At 65.0% G+C, this 18,804-nt stretch carries 15 protein-coding genes; 4 read left to right on the top strand and 11 right to left on the bottom strand.

Going from position 1 to position 18,804, the window contains the following annotated elements; genetic code table 11:
* Positions 1 to 941 precede the first annotated feature (941 nt).
* Complete coding sequence (locus tag IVB23_RS29800; RefSeq protein ID WP_061877150.1) at positions 942 to 2,483, bottom strand: porin; 1,542 nt, start codon at positions 2,481 to 2,483, stop codon at positions 942 to 944.
* A 534-nt stretch (positions 2,484 to 3,017) separates the two neighbouring features.
* On the opposite strand from IVB23_RS29800, the gene IVB23_RS29795 reads away from it, so the two are divergent.
* Entirely contained in the window at positions 3,018 to 3,497 is a 480-nt protein-coding gene (locus IVB23_RS29795; RefSeq protein ID WP_061877151.1) for a MarR family transcriptional regulator, read from the top strand.
* 80 nt (positions 3,498 to 3,577) lie between these two features.
* On the opposite strand, the gene IVB23_RS29790 is transcribed toward IVB23_RS29795, so the two are convergent.
* Positions 3,578 to 4,660, bottom strand: coding sequence for a hypothetical protein (locus tag IVB23_RS29790; protein ID WP_061877152.1), 1,083 nt, complete (start codon positions 4,658 to 4,660; stop codon positions 3,578 to 3,580).
* Between the two features lie 638 nt (positions 4,661 to 5,298).
* Between IVB23_RS29790 and IVB23_RS29785 the strand changes: the two genes are divergently transcribed.
* The 3 genes from IVB23_RS29785 to IVB23_RS29775 all read left to right on the top strand — a co-directional run bounded on the left by IVB23_RS29785 (position 5,299) and on the right by IVB23_RS29775 (position 9,281).
* Positions 5,299 to 6,363: a 2-dehydropantoate 2-reductase gene (locus tag IVB23_RS29785; protein WP_247800997.1), complete on the top strand. Its 1,065-nt coding sequence runs from the start codon at positions 5,299 to 5,301 to the stop codon at positions 6,361 to 6,363.
* A 479-nt stretch (positions 6,364 to 6,842) separates the two neighbouring features.
* Positions 6,843 to 7,661, top strand: coding sequence for a YkgJ family cysteine cluster protein (locus tag IVB23_RS29780; protein WP_247800996.1), 819 nt, complete (start codon positions 6,843 to 6,845; stop codon positions 7,659 to 7,661).
* 105 nt (positions 7,662 to 7,766) lie between these two features.
* On the top strand, positions 7,767 to 9,281 hold the full coding sequence (locus IVB23_RS29775; RefSeq protein ID WP_247800995.1) for an ATP-binding protein: 1,515 nt from the start codon (positions 7,767 to 7,769) through the stop codon (positions 9,279 to 9,281).
* A gap of 10 nt (positions 9,282 to 9,291) precedes the next feature.
* Here the strand turns inward: IVB23_RS29775 and IVB23_RS29770 are convergent, their stop codons facing one another.
* The 9 genes from IVB23_RS29770 to IVB23_RS29730 form a co-directional block, all read right to left on the bottom strand.
* Complete coding sequence (locus tag IVB23_RS29770; protein ID WP_247800994.1) at positions 9,292 to 10,380, bottom strand: HoxN/HupN/NixA family nickel/cobalt transporter; 1,089 nt, start codon at positions 10,378 to 10,380, stop codon at positions 9,292 to 9,294.
* Positions 10,381 to 10,510: 130 nt separating this feature from the next.
* Positions 10,511 to 11,251: an ABC transporter ATP-binding protein gene (locus IVB23_RS29765; protein WP_061877157.1), complete on the bottom strand. Its 741-nt coding sequence runs from the start codon at positions 11,249 to 11,251 to the stop codon at positions 10,511 to 10,513.
* The gene (locus IVB23_RS29760) at positions 11,248 to 12,096 is read right to left on the bottom strand and encodes an ABC transporter ATP-binding protein (RefSeq protein WP_061877158.1); all 849 of its coding nucleotides are present in this window, start codon (positions 12,094 to 12,096) and stop codon (positions 11,248 to 11,250) included. Before IVB23_RS29760 ends, IVB23_RS29765 begins: the two co-directional genes overlap by 4 nt.
* Positions 12,096 to 13,919 (bottom strand): ABC transporter permease, encoded by a 1,824-nt coding sequence (locus tag IVB23_RS29755; RefSeq protein WP_247800993.1) that lies wholly within the window; start codon positions 13,917 to 13,919, stop codon positions 12,096 to 12,098. The genes IVB23_RS29760 and IVB23_RS29755 overlap by 1 nt, the downstream gene beginning before the upstream one ends.
* A 56-nt stretch (positions 13,920 to 13,975) precedes the next feature.
* Positions 13,976 to 15,133 (bottom strand): ABC transporter substrate-binding protein, encoded by a 1,158-nt coding sequence (locus tag IVB23_RS29750; RefSeq protein WP_247800992.1) that lies wholly within the window; start codon positions 15,131 to 15,133, stop codon positions 13,976 to 13,978.
* Positions 15,134 to 15,191: 58 nt separating this feature from the next.
* Positions 15,192 to 15,767, bottom strand: a complete 576-nt coding sequence (locus IVB23_RS29745) for an alkylhydroperoxidase domain protein (protein ID WP_197968859.1) — start codon at positions 15,765 to 15,767, stop codon at positions 15,192 to 15,194.
* A complete protein-coding gene (locus IVB23_RS29740; protein WP_247800991.1) occupies positions 15,764 to 16,378 on the bottom strand; it encodes a CMD domain protein in 615 nt (204 codons plus the stop codon). The genes IVB23_RS29745 and IVB23_RS29740 overlap by 4 nt, the downstream gene beginning before the upstream one ends.
* Before the next feature lie 38 nt (positions 16,379 to 16,416).
* Positions 16,417 to 17,451 (bottom strand): putative FMN-dependent luciferase-like monooxygenase, encoded by a 1,035-nt coding sequence (locus IVB23_RS29735; protein ID WP_247800990.1) that lies wholly within the window; start codon positions 17,449 to 17,451, stop codon positions 16,417 to 16,419.
* Between the two features lie 128 nt (positions 17,452 to 17,579).
* Positions 17,580 to 18,362: a MetQ/NlpA family ABC transporter substrate-binding protein gene (locus tag IVB23_RS29730; RefSeq protein WP_247800989.1), complete on the bottom strand. Its 783-nt coding sequence runs from the start codon at positions 18,360 to 18,362 to the stop codon at positions 17,580 to 17,582.
* Between the last annotated feature and the right edge of the window lie 442 nt (positions 18,363 to 18,804).

The following is an 18,804-nucleotide window of genomic DNA, read 5'->3' as shown; positions in this document are numbered from 1 at the left end:
TGAAGCCCACACACGGCCTTCCCTGCGCGATGGTCGGACGGCTTATACCGTGCTCTCCCGGGAGCCGAGTTCGTTCTGGCCTCCCTCACCCCTCGCGAAATTCACCGGCGCCGCGCCGGTCGACGCGACTGCCGCCTCCGCAAGAGCTTGACCGTAGCAACGACGGCCAGGACCACACGGTTTTGCCGTACGCGCGGTTCGCCATTTCGCCGCAGTTTTTCCAGCCCTGTCGACGGAGCCGGAAACTTACAGGCGAGACAAAACCTAGCAGCGCCGCTCGTCCGCACGCAGTTTCGGGCTCACGGAGAGCAATCCGCCCTACCCTTCAACTTTCGTGCACGACGCTGCCGCGTCCACCGCAAGCCCGGCTCGCGACAATGATGACCTCATGATCGCCCCTCAAGAATGAGCCGGGATGGACCGACACATACGCCAAATCCGAATTTCGGTAAAGCGGAATATTTTCGCGATAGTGGGTTGACAGAGGGCGACACAGCAATGCCCGCAAAGCCCCCCGCCCCCGCAGGGCAATCGCATATGGATTTCACGGGGATTGTCCGCTGGCTTGCTCCGCCTCTCCCGCTTGCGGGAGAGGCCGACGCGCTCGCAGAGCGCGGCGGGTGTGGGCTCTCGCCACGCAGGGATGTCCTCAGTTAATCTCAATAGTCCCAGCGCGGAGACACCCTCTCCCCAACCCTCCCCCGCAAGCGGGGGAGGGAGCCTAGTGCCGATGCCGCCGCACCGTGCGCACCATATGCGATTGCCCAGCCCGCCCCCGGGGTCGCGCGCAACGTCATCCGACAATCGCGCCTCAGGCACGGACGCCCGGATGTTCGCCGCGCGCGATCGGACAAACGATCCAATTGCATGGCGCGTACCGCACAACAAAAAAGCACCCGGCGGTTTCCCGCCGGGTGCTCGTCGAAATGCTTCGACAGATCTTACCAGTTGCGCTGGGCGCGGAGCAGCAGCGTGAAGCTGTCCTGGTCCTTCAGCTCGTACACAGCGGTCGGCTTGGCCGTGTTGGCAGCCGGGCTGAGCACGGCAGTGCCCGAGTACTTCTGGTCGAGACGGGTCCAGTTGAAGTCGCCCGAGAAGGTGAGGTTCTTGACCGGGGTCCAGCGGGTGATGATACCGATCTGGCCGATGGCGAAGTCAGGGTTACAACCCGTGACACCGGCGAGACCGCCGAACACGCCGCCTGCACCGTTGGCGCCGCAGAGCGTGGTCTTGGCGAGCGTGCCGAACTGGGCCTGAGCGTAAGCACCGTAGAGCGCGGTGTTCCAGTAGGGATCCCAGTTGTGGGTGTAAGCACCACGGAAGCCCCAGGTCTTGACGGTCTCCTGCGAGCCGCCGGTCACGAACACGGTGTCCGGAGCATTGGCGAAGCCAACGCTCTGGTACGCATTGCCCGAGCTGCCGTACATCTGGTAGGAGCTGCCCGCCAGGTTCTGGAAGTTATAGCGGGTCGCACCGTCGGTGTAGACGCCCTGGATGTTGATCGTGTCACCCGCGCCGGTCGGGATGTTCTTGATCGACAGAGCGAGCTGAACCGCCCAACCCCACTTGTCGTCGGGGTGGCCAGAGGTCTCGGTCGCGCCGTAATAGGCGACGTGGTTGTCATGCGCGGCAACCGACGCCTGGAACAGACCCCAAGCCTGGTCGACACGGACCATACCGACGAGGTTCGGCGAACGCGAGCCGCCGATGGCATTCGAGCCATACGAACCGCCAACCATGCCAGCGGCAGTCGCGCCGTTCAAGTTGAGGTTGCCGGCCTGGTAGTAGGCCGTCGCATCTTCGGCCGAGAAGGCCGCCGTGATGCCCTGACCGAAGTCAGCGGTGTAGGTGAACTGGTTGACACCAGTGACCGTGCCGCTGCCGCCGACGAGGCTGTCGATGTTGTTGCCGGGATAGTTGGTCCAGGGCGCGTCGAACTGCGACACGGCCTTACCCATGGTGAAGCCGGCGAACTGGATGAAGGCGTAGTACACGCCGAGCGAACCACCCGAGGTGCCGCCGTCGGTCGAGTTGATGGTGGTGGTACCAGCCGTCGTGGCCGTGTAACCAGTCGTGCCCGTACCGGAGCCGGTGCCGACGTAGCCACCGGTCGTCCAGGTGAAGACCGCGTCGAAGTAGGTGCGGACGACGCCGTACTCGGTCGCGGTGCGCGTGTCGATGTTGAGATCCTGACGAGCGCGCATCGAGTAGTAGTTGCTCAGACGGTTGTGCGCACCGGCGGGAGCGCCGTTCGAGATGCCGTAGTTGCTGTTGGTGTTGAACGCGACTTCAGCGCGCAGATAACCACCCAGCTTGATGCAGGTGTCGGTACCCGGGATGTAGTAGAAGCCGGCGCCGTACAGCGAGCAGATCTTCACGTATTCGACGGCCTTGGCCTTCACGGGAAGATCGGCTGCGAACGCACCGGAGGCAGCCATCAGGCTGGCTGCCGAGCCGAGAAAGAGCGTCTTCGTCAACTTCATTGGTAAACCTCCACGTCGGTTCAGGGGGCTCGGCTCCTCGGCGGAGGCCGCTTAACCCTCTTTAATTTCCGTTCAATTCAGATCCGCACTGAAGGTCCGGACTGAAACGACAGCGAGGTGCCCCCCCTCCGTCGTACCTCACGTATAGTTTATAAAATTCATTGCCTCAATTTGTTGATCCAGTGAATTGAAACTTCGATGGGGGGTGTTGCCCGAGCGCAACAGGCGCCCCCAACACATCCAATAAATAGCTTGAAACAAAGGAAAAAGCCCCCAGGGGGCATCCCGGGGGCTTTCTTGGAGGTCTCACATCGCTGCCTGTCGCAACGGTCAAGAGCAGCAAATTCTGAGTGTGAGGAGACGTAATCCAATTAATTGTTTTTTGCAAGCATCGATGCGTCGGGTTTGGTTTTTGCGATGCGGTGTCTACCGTTCCATCTTTACGCGAAGTCCGAGACGGCTCCGCAATATCCGGCTAAAACACTGCTCCAGGGCACAACAAGAAGAACGATCAGAGCAGAATGGGGCAGCTGGATGATCGAGAAGAAACTCGACAGGGCGATCATGGACTTCGTCTGGAACGTCGTCGAAATTCACTCGCAGCTGGAGAACATTCACACCAGCTGGGCCGGACTGCTGGGCATTACCCAGCCGCAATGGCTGATCCTGATGGCGATCACCGAACTGGACGAGGGGCGCGGCGTCGCCGGAATCGACATCGCCAACAAGCTGCGGGTCCACCCGGCTTTCGTGACCAACCAGACCAAGACCCTCGAAAAAGGCGGCTTTCTGTCACGACGACCGGCGGCGGACGATGCCCGCTTCGTCCTGATGTCGCTCACGGCGAAGGCGACGACCGAGATCGAGAAATTATCGAAGCGAAAGCTCGCCCTGAATTCGACGATGTTCAACGATCTGGACGAAAAGACCCTGGCTGAATTGAACGCTTCGCTCGCAATGATCGCCAAGAACGCCCGGCTGGCTGCGCGATTGCTGGCTATCGACGCGTCCTGATCGGCCGATGCCGAGCCCAGAATGCGAGCTGGACGCTGCTGTCGTCGCGCCGCGGGGTCCTGCAATGCGCCGGACCCAGGTTAGAGGTGGGTCACCGGGTCGAGCTTGCGGGCAGTTCCAAGCTTGCTGTCGAGCCACTCGACAATGAAGTCGTCAACGGCGACAAAATTCTCGACCTCACCGAGGGGGTGCGGGACGTTGTTGGGCACGACGACCGAGCAATCGGCTCCAATCCGCCGGTAGTCGGCTTGCAGCTCGAGAGCATCCTGCTCCCATACCATGGAGCGACTCCCGACGACCATGAGCAGCGGGCACGGGACTCGGCGCGGCGGCAGCATTGCCTCTCTCGAGACCTCGTCAGGGACGGCCTGCCCGAAGCCGGTCATCCAGCGAAGTGACGCCTGACACATGACCGGCCTCACAAGCCCGCCGTCGCACACGGCGGCCGCGATCCTGCGATCCGAGAACGCAAGGCGGGAGGCATGAGCGGCGCCCGCCCCTTCGCCGTAGATACCGATCCGCCGCGGGTCGACGTCGGGGCGGGCTTCCAGGTAGTCCAACCAGAACTGTAGCCTGTGCTCCGGCTTGAAGGAGCGATGAACGGTCGAATTGCCGGAATCGACGAGCAGCAGCGACATGGTCCCGCAGAGCGAGGCGGGCAACAGCCTGCTCATCATCGAGCCCAAGGTGGCATCGTCGTCGCTGACGCAGATCACCGCCGGCGCGGCAGAGCCGCGACGAAGCGCGGGCAGGAAGAAGCCAGCCAGGGCGCCTTGATCGAAGCAGTCGATCTTGACGCGCTCAATCGGCAGACCCGCCTCTGTCTCGAGGCCTCTCAGGCCGGTGCCGACCTCGTCTGCGAGGTCGGCACTCTCGACATCTCCCGGACTACTCAGACTTCTGACGACTTCGAGGGCCGTCAGCGAGCACAGCCACGCTTCCCCGGCAATCTGAGCCGAACGCGTTTCGCGCGCAGATTCGGCCAATGTCCGGTAATCGTCGGCGACCCTCAGCCAGTCCGAAATCCACAGATGCCGGCGCGACTCGTGCGCAAGCTCCATGACGGACAGGCGTTCGAAAAACTGGGAGGCTCGATCCCGCAAGTGAGCCAGATTTCGTCCGGCGCCGTCGCACGAACGGTGAGGCGAAGTTTCACCATCCATGTCAGCCCCCGAACGCCGCCAACGATTGCGCGGACCTGCATCCAAACTCGCCAGCGTTGCCCTCTGCGCGGCGTGCGGCAAAGCACCTGCGCGAAACGGTAAGCATTCCAAACAAGCGGGCTTGGGCACAAAGTCCCGGCCGGCTCACCCCAATCGTCACGTCCCCAGCTCCGTCGCTGATGCACAGTCTAGCGCCACGCAACCGCAAGGCTACGCGGCGGGCTTTGTCGTTTCTTGTTGCGATCGGCGAGTCAAAACCACGCGTGCCGACACAAGAGTCATGCCTGTGTAAGCTTCGATTGTGAAAGCACGATGTGGTGAAGGGTGCAGCGCACTACCATCGTGTGCCAAGCCCGCAGGAAGACGCCAAGATCAACCATTGTGACAGTCTTTCGCGAAGGACACGTGACGACGACGGTCGCGCCCGCGAGGAGTGGAATAGCCGAAACGCCAACCCAATCCGGGAAGCTCAATCGCCTTGAAAGAACAAGGGTCCGAGCCTCAGCTCCGGGGGCAGTGGCGTCTCCTTGTATGCATTATCCCAGTTGCCAACTTCCCGCAGTTCGCCTTACATGCCGTCAACTCGCCCGCGGAGAAAGGGCAGGGCTGAAAATTGCACACATTCAAAGGGACGGAGCATGGCGCGCAACATATTGATTCTGGGGGCTTCTTACGGCTCCCTGCTGGGCACGAAGCTGCTGATGGCAGGGCATAACGTAACCCTGGTCTGCCGCGCCAAGACCGCGGAGCTGATCAACCGGGATGGTACCGAGGTGCGCATCAAGTTGCGCGACGAGGCGGTCCACCGGGCGATCTTCTCGCGCGACCTGCCCGGCAAGCTCGATGCCGTCACGCCGGCCTATGTCGACCTCTCCCGTTACGATCTGGTCGGCCTTGCGATGCAGGAGCCACAATACACCAACCACACGGTGCGCGTTCTCATGGTCAAGATCGCCGCGGCGAAACTGCCGTGCCTGTCGATCATGAACATGCCGCCGCTGCCCTATCTGAAGCGAATTCCGGCACTCGCCGGCATGAATCTCGAGGAGGCCTACACCAATGCGCAGGTGTGGGAGCGGTTCGAGCCGGGGCTGGTGACGCTGTGCTCGCCCGATCCGCAGGCGTTCCGTCCGCCGGAAGAAGCCGCCAACGTGCTGCATGTCGGCCTGCCCACCAACTTCAAGGCGTCGGTTTTCGCCGACGAGACGCACAACAAGCTGCTGCGCGAGCTCGAAGCCGACATCGACGCCGTGACGCTCGACGGCCACGACGTGCCGGTGAAGCTGAAAGTGTTCGACTCATTATTCGTGCCGCTAGCGAAATGGTCGATGCTGCTGACCGGCAATTACCGCTGCATCACGCCCAGCGAGCCGCAGTCGATCCGCGACGCCGTGCACGGCGATCTCAAGCGCTCGCAGACGATCTACGACCATGTCGACGCGATCGCCCGCCGGCTCGGCGCCGACCCGCAGGACCAGGTGCCGTTCGCGAAATACGCCAAGGCAGCCGAAAGCCTGCTCAAGCCGTCCTCGGCCGCGCGCGCGGTCGCGAGCGGCGCGCCCTTCATCGAGCGCGTCGATCTCCTGGTGAAACTGATCTCGCATCAGCTCGGCGTCCCGAACGCCGAGATCGACCGCACCGTCGACACCGTGGACCAGAAGCTGAACGAGAAGATCGTGCAGGGTGGATCGGGCGCGCAATAACGCGCCCGATCAGGAACGATTTAAGCCAGATCAGGCCGGTCACGCCGACCAGCGCGACCGCGCCGAGTGCGGGATCGCCTCTTTGCATCGCCGCTCAGTCCAGCTTCGGCCCGGCACTGTTCCCGGTGTTGCGCAAATTCAACGATAGTCGTTGCACCTCAGGGCTACGCGATCGGGTCGCGCCCCCGCGCGCGGGCGGCTGATATCACGACTGCGTGAGACGGCCGCATGCCGGTCGTCAGATCCCGGCACTTCGCGGGCAAAGCGAGCCGATTGGACGCGAAATCAGCTCCCGCACGTGCAGGTCCTTCATTCGCGCAGACGTTGCATGCGCGCAGGACGGCCACGGCGTCTTGTCCTGCCATGGGGAGATGAGCAAGATACGTTTCTAAGTCAGGTTTTCGCAACCTGTTAGCCGGTCCGTTTGTTCCGGCGCGATTGCTATGCACTGCTGAGATAGCCAGACAAGAACAACAAGAATGGATCAGACGATGCTGAGCGTCGTCCGCGCAGTGGAGGCGGGCGCGACGACGATGAAGGGCGTGATCGACGCCACCGGACTATCCCGTCTCAAGATCGAACGTGCGTTGAATGCGCTGGAGAAGCAGAAGCTGCTGGTCCGCGACGGACAAGGCTTTCGCGCGACCGGCCTGCCGAAGACGACCCGGCCGGCCCGGCAATGCGGATCGTGCAACGCCTGCTGCGATATCCTCGAAGTGGCCGCGGTCGACAAGCCGGTGAACCAGCTGTGCCGGCATTGGCAGACAGGCACGGGGTGCACGATCTATGACCGCCGCCCGCAAATGTGCCGCTCATTCGCGTGCGCCTGGCTGCAAGGCCATCTCGGCGATGACTGGTTTCCCGAGACGGCCGGCCTCGTCGTGCATTTCAGCCAGGACGCCGTCAATGTCACCGTCGACGACGACTGCCCGGATCGCTGGCGCGTGGAGCCATATTTCAGCAAGCTCGCCGAATGGTCGCTGAACGGCATCAGGCGGATCGGAAACCGCGGCTATGCCACCCTCGTCGTCTCCGCCGCCGAGCGATTCCTGCTGCTTGGACGCACCATCGTTCCCGATCCGACGCCGTTCGGCACCGCCTTCCTGCCGCTCACGGCCGACACATTCCGATTCTGGAAGGCGACATCGCCGGAGCATTTGCAGCGGCTGCACGAGCGAATCGCCGAGATCGAGCGGATCAGGCAGGAATTCGGCTCCTGCGCGATCCCCGAGACCGAGGACGATGATCCGCAAGCCCCCTATCGGCCCGCGCTTCTACAGCTATCCGGGCACGCCTGAACCCCGTCGTGGGCAACGCGGCATGATTCGCCCCGCGCCGCTCGACGCGCCGCGACGGGATTGATAAGCCCCTGTCCGCGAATGATGGGGACTTGAGTCGGGGACATGACGGTTGCGATCGAGATGGGACAGACCACGGCAGGCGCCGCGGCCGCCATGGACCTCGAGGAACTGCTGGCGACCCGCCTCCTGGTGCAGGGCAATTCGGGCTCCGGCAAATCGCACCTGCTGCGGCGGCTCCTGGAGCAGAGCGCGCCCTGGGTGCAGCAGGCCATCATCGATCCCGAGGGCGACTTCGTGACGCTGGCCGAGCGCTTCGGCCATCTCGTGATCGAGGCCGAGGACCATACCGAGCGCGGCCTGCAGGTCGCCGGCGAGCGTGCGCGGCTGCATCGCGTCTCCACCGTGCTCAATCTCGAGGGGCTCGACGCCGAGAACCAGATGCGGCGCGCCGCGGCCTTCCTCGGCGGCCTGTTCGACGTCGACCGCGACCATTGGTATCCGATGCTGGTGGTGGTCGACGAGGCGCAGCTGTTCGCGCCGGCCGTTGCCGGCGAAGTCTCCGACGAGGCGCGAAAACTGTCGCTCGGCGCCATGACCAATCTGATGTGCCGCGGCCGGAAGCGCGGGCTCGCCGGCATCATCGCGACCCAGCGGCTGGCGAAGCTCGCCAAGAACGTCGCGGCGGAAGCCTCCAACTTCCTGATGGGACGGACCTTCCTCGACATCGACATGGCGCGCGCCGCCGATCTGCTCGGCATGGAGCGGCGGCAGGCCGAAGCCTTTCGCGATCTCGAGCGCGGACAGTTCATGGCGCTGGGACCTGCGCTGTCGCGCCGTCCGCTGCGCCTGAACATCGGCCCGACCGATACAAGTCCGCGCAATTCGACGCCGCGGCTGATGCCGCTGCCGGAGGCAACCCTGGAGGATGCGCGCGCCGTGATCCTGGCGGCACCACCGCCCGATGCCAGCCGGCCGCAGCGCCGGCCTGCGCCGGACCTGCTGGAGCAGCTTCGCGCAGCGAAGGCGGCCGCCGCGCCGGAGATCCGGCCCGAGGTGGCCGAGGTGCCGGCCAGCGCAGAAGAACTCGCCGAGCGGCGCGAACGTGTCGCCCGCACCTTGCGCGCCGTGCTGGCGGAGCCCGATGCCGGCTTCCGCGCCATCGGCGTGCTCTATCAGGAGTTCGTGGTCCGCTGTCGCATCGAGGGCCTCGGCGCGGCGGTGCCTGATCTCAACGAATTCCGTCGCATGCTGACGCATGCGCGCGCCGGGCTCGGGACCGATCTCACTGAAGACGACGCCTGGCAGGACGTCACGCTGCGCGCCTCGATCCTGCCCGACGACATGCAGGGCGTGTTCATGATGATCGCGCGCGCGGCCAAGGAAGGCTGGCCTTGTCCCGGCGATGCTGCGATCGCCCGCGCCTACGGCTCGCATTCGCTGCGCCGCGCGCAGCGGCTGCTCGGCTACATGGAGGAGCAGGGCCTGATCGTCTGCCAGCTCGACGGCGGCGGACGCCGGATCGTGACCCTGGTGGAGCTCGCCTGGGCGACGGCACCGGGGGATCCCAACGCCGATGACTTGCCGGTGGAACAAGTCCAGAGCGCGGCTTCGCTCTGAACCGGTAGAATCAGGGACGTCTCACCACGACGGCCTCGGTCGCATCGAAGCCTTCTACTACGTCCGCCGAACCTCGCCCGTCATCCGAGAACATGCGGCGATAGAGCACGATCGAGGCGAGCCATGCGATCGCGAACAGCGCGATCACGGCGAAGCCGACATTCGCCAGCGACTCGTTCAGGCCATCGACCAGCGTCCACATGCCGCCGGAGAGGCCGAGCCGATCGCTGATCAGGCCGAGCGCTTCGATGCCGCCGATGAACAGCGCGACCGCGACGGAAGCGCCGGTGATCGTGAGATTGTACCAGAGCTTGCGCAGGGGATCGACGAAAGCCCAGCGATAGGCGCTGACCATCAGCGCCGAATCGGCGGTGTCGACCAGCGCCATACCGGCGGCGAACAGCGCCGGGAAGACCAGGACATCGGCGAGCGAGGCGCCGCGGGCGGCTTCGCTTGCGGAGATGCTGAGCAGGCCGATCTCGGTGGCGGTGTCGAAGCCGAGGCCGAACAGGAACCCGAGCGGATACATGTGCCACGGCTTCGTCACCAGACGGAACAGCGGCCCGAGCAGTCGCGCCAGCACGCCGCGACGGGCGAGAAGCGCATCGAGGCCCGCGGCATCGTGAACGCCCTGCTCTCGCGCCATGCGAAACGTCCGCCACAGGCCGGCGAAGATGGCGAGATTGATGGCCGCGATCACCAGCAGGAACAGCGCCGACACTGACGTACCGATCAGACCGCCGATCTCCTTGAGCAGGCTGTCACCGCCAAGACTCACGACGCCGAGCGCCAGCAACAGGGTCGCGACCACGACCACGGTGGAATGGCCGAGCGCGAAATAGAGACCGACGCTGCGCGGCGCGCCGCCCGCCTGCATCAGCTTGCGCACGACATTGTCGATGGCGGCGATGTGATCGGCATCGACGGCGTGGCGGAGGCCGAAGACCCAAGCCAGCAGCGCCGTTGCCATCACCGTCGGCCGGTCGCCGAACAGCGAGACGGCCCAGGCCCATGCGGCGACGTTGGCGGCGACGAGCCCGCCGAGCAGCACCACCGTTCCGGGCTCGGCCGCCCGCACCAATTTCGTCACGAAGTTCATTCCGTCCCGCCGCACACCCCGTCGCGCCAACGGTATGATATTTTCACAGATTGGTCACACTGGCTAGTCCCGGAGAGGGCTCGTCATGCCGCGTTGTCCCGCCTGCGGGCGCGTCATCGGACCTGAAGTGCTACGCTGCCTCGGAGCCGCCGAGATAGGCATCGCGCACCCGCGGATCATCCTTCAGCGCCCGCGCCGGGCCTGACAGCACGATCCTGCCGGTCTGCAGCACATAGGCTTCATGTGCGATCTCGAGCGCGAGGCTGGCGTTCTGCTCGACCATGAACACCGAGACGCCCGCCTGGTTGATGCTGCGGATCAGTTCCAGCACGCGGTCGACGTAGAGCGGCGACAGGCCCATGGTCGGCTCGTCCATCACGATCATGCGCGGCCGGCTCATCAGCGCGCGCGCCATCGCCACCATCTGCTGCTCGCCGCCGGACAAGGAGCCGGCGCGCTGCGACAGCCGCTGGCCGAGCTTCGGGAACAGCGTCAGCATCCGGTCGAGATCCAGCGCCACCGCCTCACGGTCGTTGCGCACGAAGGCGCCCATCAGGATGTTCTCGCGCACGCTCATGTCCGCGAACAGCCGCCGCGCCTCCGGCACCGAGGCGATGCCGCGGCGGACGATCTGGGGCGTGGTGAGCCCGATCAGCGAAGCGCCGTCGAACGTCACCTCGCCCGAGCGCGGTTTGACCAGACCGAGAATGATCTTCATCGTCGTCGACTTGCCGCTGGCATTGCCGCCGAGCAGGCACACGATGTGGCCGCGCGCGACCGTGATCGACAGGTCGAAATGCACCTGGGCCTGGCCGTAGAAGGTGTTGACGTTGAAGAGGGACAGCAGCGGTTCGGGCGAAGGATTCGTCATGCCGCACTCTCCCGCTCCGTCGTGCCTGATAGCCCGTGACCGAGATAGGCCTCGATCACCTTGGGATCACCACGCACCTCTTCGCCCGGCCCTTCCGCGATCTTCTTGCCCTCGTCCATGACGATGACGCGATCGGACAGGCGCATCACCATCTCCAGCTTGTGCTCGATCAGCAGGATGGTCAGCCCTTCCGCTTTCAGCTCGGCGACGAGGCCCTGCATCTCCGCGGTCTCGGTCGGGTTCATGCCGGCGGTGGGCTCGTCGAGCAGCAAGAGGCGCGGCCTCAAGGCGAGCGCACGCGCGATCTCGACACGGCGGCGGTTGGCGTAGGACAGGCTATAGGCGGGCTGGTCGATCCGCGGCAGCAGCCGCTCGCCAAAGCGGGCGAGAATGGCCTTCACCTCCTCGCGCAGCCGCTCCTCTTCGGCCCTGACGCTGGCGGGTCGCAGCAGTGCAAGGCCCAACTCCAGCAGCGGGCCGATCACCGGCACCGTCGGCTTCACGGCACGCAGTCGCGTATGCGCGCCGATCAGAACGTTGTCCATGACGCTGAGATTGCCGAACACGCGCCCGAGCTGGAAGGTGCGGGCGATGCCTTCGGCCGCGAGCCGTTCCGGCGAGAGACCGGTGATGTCCTGGCCTTCGAAGCGTACGGCGCCATCGTCGGGCCGGTCGAGCCCGGTCACGAGATTGAACAGTGTCGTCTTGCCGGCGCCGTTCGGGCCGATGATGCTGACGAGCTCGCCCTTACCGAGGTCGAGATCGATCGCATCGACCGCGGTGAGGCCACCGAAGCGGCGCGTCAGGCCGCGCAGGGACAACATGGGCGCGTGCTGCTCCGCCATCAGATCGTCCCCAACAGGCCCTGCGGCCTGAACCGCACCAGCAGCAGCAGCACGATGCCATAGATCAGGATGCGGTACTCGGCCGCGATGCGGAAGAGTTCGGGCAGGCCGACCAGTGCGACCGATCCGACGATCGCGCCGACGACGTTGCCGAGACCGCCGAGGATGACGACCGTCAGCGCCAGGATGGATTGCTGCGTGTTGAAGGTCTCGTGGTTGATGTAGGAATAAAGATGCGCGGCGATGCCGCCGCTGACGCCGGCGGCGAAACCGCCGAAGATGAAGGCCAGCGACTTGTAGCGGTTCAGGCTGAGGCCGTAGGCACGTGCGGCGATGTCATCGTCGCGGATGGCGCGAAAGCTGCGGCCGAGATGCGAACCGAGCAGCCGTCCCTGCAGCAGCGCCAGCACAAGCATCACCGCGAAGCTGAACCAGTAGACCGAGAACGGGCTGATCAGGTCATAGCCGAACAGCGACAACGGCGGGATGCCTGAAATGCCGATCGGACCGCGGGTGACGCTCTCCCAATTCAGGATCACCAGCGAGACGATTTCGCCGATGGCGAGTGTCGCAATCGACACATAGTGCCCGCGCAGGCGGAACGACGGCGAGATCAACAGCGTGCCGAGCGCAGCACTCATCAGGCCGCCGCCGATGACGGCAAGGCCGACCGGAACGGCCAGCGTCAGCGACAGCAGCGCGGAGGTGTAGGCGCCGATCGCGAGCAACGCGGCGTGACCGAGCGAGACCTGGCCCATCGTGCCCGCAACCAGAGTCAGGCTGAGCGCGAGCATGCCGAGCAGCCAGGCGTTGATCAGGGTCTGGAGCACGTAGGAGGACACCGGGAAGAACGGCAGCACTGCGAAGGCGGCAGCCGCGACCAACAGGGCCCAGCGCGGGATGCGGACCGGACGGCTCGGCGCGATGAAGGTGCCAGTGAGCGGCTCGGGCGGAGCCTGCCGCGCGCTTGCGAACAGACCGTTCGGGCGCAGCACGAGCACCACGACCAGCAGCAGGAACGCGAACAGATTGCGATAGCTGGTGCCGAACACGGCGACACCGTAGCTCTCCACCAGTCCGAGCAGCAGGCTGCCGATCACCGCGCCCGGCACGTTGCCGGCGCCGCCGACCACTTCCGCGACGACGCCTTTGAGGGTCGCCTGCAGGCTCATCGCGGTGTCGATCTGGTTGTAGTACATGCCGACCAGCATGCCGGAGACGCCGCCGAGCGCGGCCGCGATGCCGAACACTGCCTGATTGACGCGATTGACGTCGACGCCCATCTGCATGGCGGCGTCGCGATCCTGCGCGGTAGCGCGCACCGCCCAGCCGAGCTTGGTGTAGCGCAGGAACACGAACAGCAGCAGCGCGCTGGTGAGCCCGACGCCGGCGATCAGGAGGTCAAGCGGTCCGATGGTGCCGCCACCGAGCTGGAAGCGAACGTCCGGCAGCTGGCTCGGCAGCGCGCGCGGATTGGGCGAGAAGGTCAGCATCACCAATTGATCGAGCACGAAGCTGATGCCGATGGTCGCGAGCAGCGGCGCGATGCGCACCGAGTTCTGAAGCGGACGCAGGCCGAACCGCTCGATGATCAAGCCGACCATTGCGGCGGCCGCCGCCACCACGATGATGGTCAGCGGCAGCGGCGTGTGCAGCCGCACCACCGCGACCCAGCCGATATAGGCGCCGACCAGATAGATCGATCCTTGCGCGAAGTTGATCAGCCGGCTGACGCCGAAGATCAGCGCGAGCCCGACCGCAACGAGGGCGTAGACATTGCCGACGATCAGCCCGTTGATCGTGTAGTCGAGCCAGGAAGACAAGCGATGATCCCCGCGAAAAGAGTAGCGCGGCCGGAGCGCCCGCTCCGGCCATCAGGTCAGGTCGGCTTGCCGTCCCACAGCATGAACTGGCCCTTGCGCACCACGAGCTCGGCGTTCATGGCGCCCTTGACGCGGCGGCTCTCGACGTCGAACGTCGCCTGGCCGTAGATGACGCTGGAGACGTCCTTCACCTTGGCGAAGGCGTCGCGGATGGCCCGGCGGTCGGTGCCGCCGATCTTCACCACGGCAGCGGCCATGTTCATCGCGTCATAGGAATAAGCGTTGAATGCATCGGGCTCCTGTCCGTTGTACTTGGCCTTGAAGCCCGCGATGAACTTCTTCACCTCGGGCCTCGGATCCTCGGGGAAATAGCGCGTGCCGAGATGCACTTGCTCGACCGCTTCACCGCCGAGCTCCAGGAATTTCGGCGAGTACACCGAGCTTGCCGCGCAGATCGTCTGCTTCAGACCGACCTGGCGGGCCTGGCGGGCGATCAGCGCACCATCGGAATAATAGGAGATCAGGATCAGCCCGTCCGGACTGGCATCGCGCACGCGCACCAGCGTCGAGCGGAAATCGCGCTCCTCCGCGATGTAGCCCTCGGTCACCGCGATCTCGGCGCCGTATTCCTTCGCCGCCTTGACGAAGTGGTCTCGGCTGGTGCGGCCCCAGTCGGTGTTGAGGTGCAGCACCGCGAGCTTTTTCAGGCCGAGGCGCCTGACGGCATAGGACGCCAGCAGCGGCTGCTCGTCGGCCTGGCTGACGGACGTGCTCCACATGAAGTCGCCGCCCTTGGTGAAATCGGGGTGTGAGTTGGTGAAGCCGAACTGCACGAGGCCGCCGCGCTGATAAATCGGCGAGGCCGCCATCGAGGCGGGACTGGAGAAATCGCCGAGCTCCATGACGATGCGGGGATCGGAGACGAATTTCTGGGCGATCGCCACCGACTGGCGCGGATCGCTCTGGCTGTCCTCGAACTGGTAGGCGAGCTTTCGCCCGTTGATGCCGCCGGCGGCGTGAATCTCGTCGAGCGCGAGATCAAAGCCCTGCTTCCACTGGGCGCCATATTGCGCGTTGGGCCCGGTCAAGGGGCCGCTGACGCCGAGCAGGATCGGTTCGGCGGATTGCGCAAGGGCGGCGCGCGAAGACGCCGCTCCCGCCATCATGGCGGCGAGTGAGCCCCTGACCAGGGTACGACGATCGATGTTGCTCATGCACGGCTCCATCCATTCAATGTTGAAACAGCAGCAATTCTCGTGCCGGTGAGATTGCCTATTTCGAGGGCTCGCCGAGCGACAGCATCAGCCGGTTCGCCCAGTTGAAGAACGAGGCGCCGTTGATGACGTCGACGATCTCGGCATCGTCGAGGCCCGCACGGCGCAGCTCCTCAATGTTGTCGGGACCGAACGCGATCGGCGTCGCGGCCAATGCCACGGACGCCTTGACCACGGCATTCCAGCGTTCGCCGAGATCGGCCTTGATGCCTTCGTCGAGCAGGCGCTGCACATCGTCGCGGCGCTTGGAGTAGGTGCTGGCAAAGCGCGCATGCACGGAGGCGCAGTAGATGCAGCCGTTGTAACGCGAAGTTGCAGCCGCCGCGAGTTCGCGCTCGGCGCGCGGCAGGCCGTCGGCCACATTGTAAAAGATGTCCTTATCGGTCCTGGTGCGGGCTTCAAGGACTTCGGGATCGCGCACCAGGAGCCGGAAATATTCCGACTTGGCGCGGGCGCGGTCGACCAGACCGGCGAAGTGCCGTTCGGTCAGCTCGGTCTCGGGCAGCGGGTCGATCCACGAGACCCAGCCGAGTTCGTCCTGAGTGAAGACGACCGGCGGATTGACGGTATTCATGGTGCGACCTCCTGCGCGCTTGCCGCTGCGAGCGTGCGCAAGCCGCTGACGACACGCACCTGGAACGACAGAAACGCAACGAGCTGGGAGACCGTGACGATGCCGGTGGTCGACCAGCCGGCCGTCAGCAGCGCCTTCATGTCGGCGGACGACGCGTCGCGCGGGCGGAACACCAAGAGATGCGCATGCTCCAGCGCCGCTGCGAGCCTCGCACGGAGGACGGGCTTGCGCTCCGCGCTGACGCGATAGATCAGCCCGGCCTTGTTCTCGATCGACAGTGGGCCGGCCGGAAAGGCGCCGTACGGTCCCGACGTCCTGCCGCGCTCGATCTCGGCTGTGATCGGTTCGAGCAAGGCCGCTCCATCGGCATTCGCGGCAAGCTTCTCGCGATAGAAGGCGGCGACGGGGGACTCGCCATGAAGCCCGGTCACGAAGGCCGCGACTGCCGCGCGCTCGGAAAGCGAGACCTCGCTCGAATCGACCGGATCGAACAGGGCGAGATAGCTCTTCTGCGCGTTCTCGCGCGCCTGCGGACGCCGCGCGCGGATGGCGTCGAGAGCCGATCCCGGCTCGATCCCGGCGAGCGTGTCGATGATGTCCAGTGTACCCATCAGTCAGCCTCGTGCAGCGCGAACATGTTTCATTCCGGCTAGCCCGCCAGCGCCACTTCGGGTGCCGTCCGGGTCCAGCCCAGCGCCGGCGCGACCTTGTCGGCGACGAGCTCGATCGATCGCAGCACATAAGGATGCGGCGCATCGACCGAGTGCACCTGGAAGACGAGATCGGTCACCCGCTCGAGCGTGGCATCGGTGCGGAGCGAGGCGATCACCTCATCGGCGGCGCCGACATGGGTGTCGAACGCGGTGATCATTTCCTCCAGCGTCTCGCCCGGCCTGGCGTGACCTCCCTTGAGGAACTGCGGCAGCGCGCGCCGCAGTCCGATGTCTGCGAAGCGCATCGCCTCGCGATGGTCGTCGGCGACGAAGACGCTGCGCGAGGCCATGATGCGGGGCTCGCACCCCGGTGGCAGCGCTGCGAGATAGGCATCGATGATCGGGTTCTGGATCTCGGCGAGCGTGGCTTTCGGCGCCTCCTTGGCCCGCGGCTGGGTGCGCGACAGCAACAGGCCGTCGCCGGCCTTGCCGGCGCGGGCACCGCCCGCGACCGAGAATGTCGCCTGCCAGATGCGCTTGTCCAATTGTGGCCGCAGCGGATAGAGCGTGTCGCCTCCGTCGAGCGGCTTGCCGACCAGGGCCGTGCGAACGATTTCGAGATTGCGCGCAAAGATCTCGTTGCGCTGCGCGCTGTCGAGGCCGAAAGCGGCAAAGGCCGAAGGATTGCCACCGGTGCCGACGCCGAGATCGAAGCGGCCGTTGCAGAGCAGATCGAGCACCGCGGCGTTCTCCGCAACCCTGACCGCATTCTCCAGCGGCAGCGTGACGATGCCGGTGCCGAGGCGGACGCGCGAGGTCTGCGCGGCGACGTAGCCGAGGAACGTGAAGGGCGATGGCAGGCCGCCCTCGCGCTCGTGAAAATGATGCTGCGCGATCCATGCGGAATCGAGCCCGGCCTTCTCGGCGTGCACGATCTGTTCGGCCGCGAAGCGATAGCGGTCCACCGCCGGCGCCTCGTCGAGCAACCGCGTGAAGAAGCCCAGGCGTTTCAGGTTTGCGAAGCGTTTCATACGACCCCTGTCGGGCGAGGATTGCCACGCCCCCGATGATGTCGGTTGCCGCAGTTCCAGACAAGCGGGGCATTGCGCAAGGCTGCCCGCCGGATCAGCCTTACATGGACTTTACGCAGGCAGATTGCCTACCAGCTCGGCAGCACGGCGCCCTTGAACTTGGTCAGCACGAACTCCTTGACCTCCGGACTGTGATAGCTGTCCACGAGGATCTTGACCCAGGGCTTGTCCTTGTCGGCGGTGCGGACGGCGATCAGGTTGACGTAGGGGCCCTTCGGATCCTCGCGCAGGATCGGATCCTTGACCGGATCGAGGCCGGCCTGGGTTGCATAATTGGTGTTGATCGCGGCGGCGTCGACGTCGTCGAGCGCGCGTGGCGCCTGCGCCGCGTCCACCTCGATGAACTTCAGCTTCCTGGGATTCTCGGTGATGTCGAGCACCGTCGGCTTGAAGCCGACACCGTCCTTCAGCTTGATCACGCCCTTGTCGCGCAGCAGCAGCAGCACGCGGCCGCCATTGGTCGGATCGTTCGGGATCGAGACCTTGCCGCCCTCGGGCAGGTCGGCGAAGGCTTTATGCTTCTTCGAATAGACGCCGATCGGGAAATTCACGGTCAGGCCGACGGCCTCGATCTTGTAGCCGCGGTCGACCTTCTGGTTGTCCAGGTAAGGCTGGTTCTGGAACGAATTGGCCTGGATGTCGCCGGAATCGAGCGCGGCATTCGGCACCACGTAGTCGGAGAACTCGAGGAGCTGAATATCGAGTCCCCGCTTGGCGGCGATCGGCTTCACGGCCTCGAGGATCTGCGCATGCGGCCCCGGCGTCACGCCGATCTTGATGGCCTCGGCCCCGGCTGCGGAGGACCATGCGGCGAGCACGGCCGAGAGGATCAGAGGCAGGCGAAACGACATCTTGGTCTCCGTAGGTCTGCGACAAACAAATATGGAACCGTATTCGCTTCCCCGCCGCGCGAAATCAATGAAATGGAAAACCATATTGGCAGGCCCCCGCGGACGCACGTTCTCCATTCGACATCAAACGGAAAAGAAATCACGCCGGGCATCTTTCATGTGTGGCGATTTCCCGGCCGCGGCAATGATTCTTTCGCCAGCGCAACACTCCGAAACTTGATGGATCTGCGCCTGCCGGGTTAGGTTTTCGTGCGGCCTTAGAACTTCCCCAAGTTCACCTAGATCGCACCGGATCGCCGCCTGGGTCTCTCAGGCAGGCGATCCGGGTCCGTGCCCCGCCAGCGGGCGCTCTCCGCATCGTCATTTCGTCGCATCCCCGCCTTGCCGGCATTGCCGCCCCGGCCGGCATGAAACATGATGGGTTGCCGGAAACGGTTTGTGC

The sequence above is a fragment of the Bradyrhizobium sp. 191 genome (assembly GCF_023100985.1).
Lineage (GTDB): Bacteria > Pseudomonadota > Alphaproteobacteria > Rhizobiales > Xanthobacteraceae > Bradyrhizobium > Bradyrhizobium diversitatis.
The sequence above is the reverse complement of the archived record's forward strand: the minus strand, read 5'-3'. Positions and strand labels throughout refer to the sequence as shown.

Excerpts from the sequence above, each read along its gene's own strand:
- IVB23_RS29745 (WP_197968859.1), bottom strand. The coding sequence starts at position 15,767 with ATGAATACCGTCAATCCGCCGGTCGTCTTCACTCAGGACGAACTCGGC.
- IVB23_RS29735 (WP_247800990.1), bottom strand. The coding sequence starts at position 17,451 with ATGAAACGCTTCGCAAACCTGAAACGCCTGGGCTTCTTCACGCGGTTG.
- IVB23_RS29800 (WP_061877150.1), bottom strand. The coding sequence starts at position 2,483 with ATGAAGTTGACGAAGACGCTCTTTCTCGGCTCGGCAGCCAGCCTGATG.
- IVB23_RS29785 (WP_247800997.1), top strand. The coding sequence starts at position 5,299 with ATGGCGCGCAACATATTGATTCTGGGGGCTTCTTACGGCTCCCTGCTG.
- IVB23_RS29750 (WP_247800992.1), bottom strand. The coding sequence starts at position 15,133 with ATGAGCAACATCGATCGTCGTACCCTGGTCAGGGGCTCACTCGCCGCC.
- IVB23_RS29770 (WP_247800994.1), bottom strand. The coding sequence starts at position 10,380 with ATGAACTTCGTGACGAAATTGGTGCGGGCGGCCGAGCCCGGAACGGTG.
- IVB23_RS29790 (WP_061877152.1), bottom strand. The coding sequence starts at position 4,660 with ATGGATGGTGAAACTTCGCCTCACCGTTCGTGCGACGGCGCCGGACGA.
- IVB23_RS29780 (WP_247800996.1), top strand. The coding sequence starts at position 6,843 with ATGGATCAGACGATGCTGAGCGTCGTCCGCGCAGTGGAGGCGGGCGCG.
- IVB23_RS29760 (WP_061877158.1), bottom strand. The coding sequence starts at position 12,096 with ATGGCGGAGCAGCACGCGCCCATGTTGTCCCTGCGCGGCCTGACGCGC.
- IVB23_RS29795 (WP_061877151.1), top strand. The coding sequence starts at position 3,018 with ATGATCGAGAAGAAACTCGACAGGGCGATCATGGACTTCGTCTGGAAC.
- IVB23_RS29765 (WP_061877157.1), bottom strand. The coding sequence starts at position 11,251 with ATGACGAATCCTTCGCCCGAACCGCTGCTGTCCCTCTTCAACGTCAAC.
- IVB23_RS29740 (WP_247800991.1), bottom strand. The coding sequence starts at position 16,378 with ATGGGTACACTGGACATCATCGACACGCTCGCCGGGATCGAGCCGGGA.
- IVB23_RS29730 (WP_247800989.1), bottom strand. The coding sequence starts at position 18,362 with ATGTCGTTTCGCCTGCCTCTGATCCTCTCGGCCGTGCTCGCCGCATGG.
- IVB23_RS29775 (WP_247800995.1), top strand. The coding sequence starts at position 7,767 with ATGACGGTTGCGATCGAGATGGGACAGACCACGGCAGGCGCCGCGGCC.